We start from the raw sequence: 3,428 nt of genomic DNA, 5'->3' as shown, positions 1-3,428 counted from the left end.
TTTATTATCGCCAGCAATAAAAGTGCAATCAAATCATAACTTAACAGAAATCTATCTTTCATTTTCAGCGTTTACCTTAGCGTCATCAACACATCGGGCAAGAAAGCCCATCGATTACAACTAGGGTAATAAGAAAATGAAAAAGGCAGCACTAACTACTGCAATTCTTACAGCATTGGTATCAGCACCATCATTCGCAGCAACAGTATACAAAAACGACGGTACTGAATTAAAAGTTGGCGGCCGCGTTGAGTTCCGTGGTGACTTCATCGGTTCAGGTGGTGCTGAAGTTGAAGGCTCTATGGAAGATAAAAGCCGCGCTCGTCTTAATCTAAAAGGTAAAACGGACATCGGCAATGGCCTTTCTGCATTCGGTGTTTACGAAGCCGAGCAAAAAACGGGCAAGAGTGAATTCAAAAACCGCTACATGTATGCAGGTGTCGACTCTGATATCGGCGCTTTCTCTGTAGGTCGTCAAGACATGGCTGCAGTCATCATCTCTGACATGACGGATATCACTGAGTTCTCTGGTGTTCAGCAAGTTATCGATTCCTCTTCTGATAAGCAAGACAGCGTTTTCGCATACCGTGGTGCGTTTGATGCACTACAACTACAAGCAACCTACCAAGCAAACTCTAGTGATAACGAAGATAAATACGGCATCTCTGGAATGTACTCACTGCCAATGGGCCTAGACCTCGGTCTTGCATATTCTGGTGGCGACGTAGATAAAGACAACTCTGAAGATCAAATTCTAGGTGGTATCGCCTACTCGATGGATAACCTATACCTAGCAGGTACTTACTCTCAAGGTTCATTGACGGACGCTGAAGACTTTACGGCTTACGAGTTAGTAGCAAGCTACAAAGTAGCGAGTAAAGTGACACTTGCTGCGCTATACACAGCTCAAGAGAATGATCCAGACAACGGTTCAAAGTACGACACCGTTGAAGGTATCGAGCTTGTTGGTTACTACAAACTAAACAGCAACTTCCGTACTTACCTGTCTTACTACATCAACCAACTTGATGAAGCAAAAGATGCAACAACAGGTCTAGTAACAGAAGGCGAAGATACACTGCGCCTAGGCGTACGTTACGATTTCTAATTCACTCTTGTCCTAAGAGCGAGTCCACTTGGCCAGCACCTTTGCTGGCCATTTTTTATGTAACCCAACACAACTCGATAAGTTTTCACACTATCCAAGCATCGCTCAGCAATGAAAAACGAGCGTAACGAAGCCTACTTCTGCCCTCTTTTAATGCGATTGATCACTAAGTTAGTGCATTTCATCTAATCGACAACATAGAAAAACAAAAAACCATTTAAAATCAAACATATAAAAGTTGGCACGTGTTCTGCAATATTATTTATGCAAATGCATGGCAGCGTTTGTGCTTCTCGTTCTTTGTACCTGTTATAACAGGCACGTCCTTTGAATTGGTAATGTCGCCTCCCTCTGGGAGGCATTTTTTTATTGGCGCGAAAAACAATAGGACGTATGATCCCGCCACCTCTATCAAACTGGAATTTTTCAATTGAATCATCATCCTGTTCAAGGTGCGTCCTGGATGCTAACAGCTGGCTTGGCATTTGCCATAGTGAACAGCTTCGCCCAAATTGCTAGCATCAACTTTGGTGTCTCTTCCACCACATTCGCGTTATTCCAATACGCTATTGCCTTATTTGTCATTCTGCCCTATCTGCGTACACTTGGAATTAGACGCTCACTAAGAACCCAACACTTTGGTTGGCATGCCTTCCGTATTTTTCTCTCTGTTATCGGGATTCAGCTTTGGCTTTGGGCACTCGCTTATCCAGTTCCGATTTGGCAAGGCATTGCGCTGCTGATGACCTCTCCGTTATTTGCAACGGTTGGATCTGGCTTGTTACTCAAAGAGAAAGTAGGTACTGCACGCTGGTTAGCGACATTAACAGGGTTCGTTGGTGCTATGATCATTCTTGAGCCGTGGGCAGATTCATTTACATGGGCGACCCTGCTTCCTGTTGGCGCCGCATTTTTCTGGGCAGCGTATTCTCTGATGGTAAAGAAAATGTCGGTCAACGATCCGCCCTCAACCATGGTTGTCTATTTATTACTGCTGATAACGCCGTTTAATATCTTATTGGCAATACCGACATTTACGATGCCAAATACCTGGACGATATGGGGCGTACTTTTAGCCGCAGGCGCGCTTACTGCACTCGCTCAATGGGCTATCGTTAAAGCATATGCAGTAGCAGACGCCTCGTTTGTGCAACCATTTGATCACGCAAAACTGCCTTTGAATGTCGTTGCTGGCTGGTTGGTGTTTGGCTGGGTACCACCTGGTCGTTTATGGCTAGGCGCCGCGATTATTATTGCCTCCATTGCGTTTATTACACACTGGGAAGCGAAAAAGACAAAGCTAGTTGAAAGAAAAGTCTAATTTCAAGGTTCTATATTTTCAGGAAAGGAAATGAGGAACACCATATGAGTCAACCAATCAAAATTACACTGTACCGCTGGGCTGGTAGTTGGGGTCCATTCAAAGTCAATATTCCTTGTGGTGAATGTACGTTAACTAAAGATATTTTGACGGATACTTTTAAAAACGAACTCGCTGATGTCCCCGTTGAACTGGAAGTAAAAGATTGGTTATCACATTGGTGGGAACCAGTAAAAGCAGGGGCCTGGCATGCACCGATTCTTCTTGTCGAAGGAAAAGTGGTCAGCCAAGGAGAAGCGCTAAACCGGGGCGTGCTTGTGCAATCAGTTATCGCTGAATGGGTCAAACGCGATGAGCTAAAAGGCAACATTGTTTATGGTAAAGCCACCTGCCCTTACTGTGTCAAAGCGAAACAACTACTTGACGATGCTGGTGTTCAATACGAGTATCATGACGTGGTTAAAGACAGCGCTGCTTTGTATCGCATGATCCCCGAAGTAAAGGCCATCATTGGAGAAAAAACGCCGGTAACAGTGCCGCAGATCTGGTTGGATGGAAAGTATGTTGGAGGCGCTGACGATTTAAAAAAGTGGTTAGCAGCAAAGGGGCTAGATAAAGTGCCTAATAATGTAGTGGAGATACCAAGCCAATCCGCTTAGCGTTTGATTCAAATGCCATCCGTCTTTGAGTAGTGGTTTACCAATGTTGTTCAATATGTAGGCTGCCACTAAAAACAAGACAGATAAAAGCAAAAAGCCCTGATTCTTCAATCAGGGCTTTTTAAATTATTTCGCCAGTTTTTTCATAACACGAGCAAAAACAGAAGCTTTTTTCTTCTTCGCTTTACCGTAAAGCGCTTTGTGCATCGCGTCTTTTGCAATCATCTGGCCAATATAAGCACCACCAAGTTCGTTACCCATGACCTTCTCCTGAATGTATTGACTTAACTATGTTGTAATTTTACACCACAACCAGATAAAAACAAGACTTAAGTCACAT

At 43.8% G+C, this 3,428-nt stretch carries 4 protein-coding genes; 3 read left to right on the top strand and 1 reads right to left on the bottom strand.

From position 1 onward, the window contains the following. Positions 1-136: 136 nt before the first annotated feature. From CAG69_RS19440 to CAG69_RS19430, 3 genes are all read left to right on the top strand, one after another. Positions 137-1,108: a porin gene (locus CAG69_RS19440; protein ID WP_048625262.1), complete on the top strand. Its 972-nt coding sequence runs from the start codon at positions 137-139 to the stop codon at positions 1,106-1,108. Positions 1,109-1,571: 463 nt separating this feature from the next. Further along, positions 1,572-2,429 (top strand): DMT family transporter, encoded by an 858-nt coding sequence (locus CAG69_RS19435; RefSeq protein WP_005391192.1) that lies wholly within the window; start codon positions 1,572-1,574, stop codon positions 2,427-2,429. Between the two features lie 44 nt (positions 2,430-2,473). Next, on the top strand, positions 2,474-3,088 hold the full coding sequence (locus tag CAG69_RS19430; protein ID WP_161445745.1) for a glutaredoxin domain-containing protein: 615 nt from the start codon (positions 2,474-2,476) through the stop codon (positions 3,086-3,088). A 126-nt stretch (positions 3,089-3,214) separates the two neighbouring features. Here the strand turns inward: CAG69_RS19430 and CAG69_RS22675 are convergent, their stop codons facing one another. Further along, positions 3,215-3,349, bottom strand: a complete 135-nt coding sequence (locus CAG69_RS22675) for a hypothetical protein (protein WP_005391196.1) — start codon at positions 3,347-3,349, stop codon at positions 3,215-3,217. Between the last annotated feature and the right edge of the window lie 79 nt (positions 3,350-3,428).

The sequence above is a fragment of the Vibrio sp. V43_P6S15P86 genome (assembly GCF_009904725.1).
GTDB lineage: Bacteria > Pseudomonadota > Gammaproteobacteria > Enterobacterales > Vibrionaceae > Vibrio > Vibrio diabolicus.
This window is presented reverse-complemented; position numbering and strand designations above follow the sequence as displayed.

Bases quoted from the DNA above. Each gene is read 5' to 3' on its own strand.
- CAG69_RS22675 (WP_005391196.1), bottom strand. From the start codon at position 3,349: ATGGGTAACGAACTTGGTGGTGCTTATATTGGCCAGATGATTGCAAAA.
- CAG69_RS19430 (WP_161445745.1), top strand. From the start codon at position 2,474: ATGAGTCAACCAATCAAAATTACACTGTACCGCTGGGCTGGTAGTTGG.
- CAG69_RS19440 (WP_048625262.1), top strand. From the start codon at position 137: ATGAAAAAGGCAGCACTAACTACTGCAATTCTTACAGCATTGGTATCA.
- CAG69_RS19435 (WP_005391192.1), top strand. From the start codon at position 1,572: ATGCTAACAGCTGGCTTGGCATTTGCCATAGTGAACAGCTTCGCCCAA.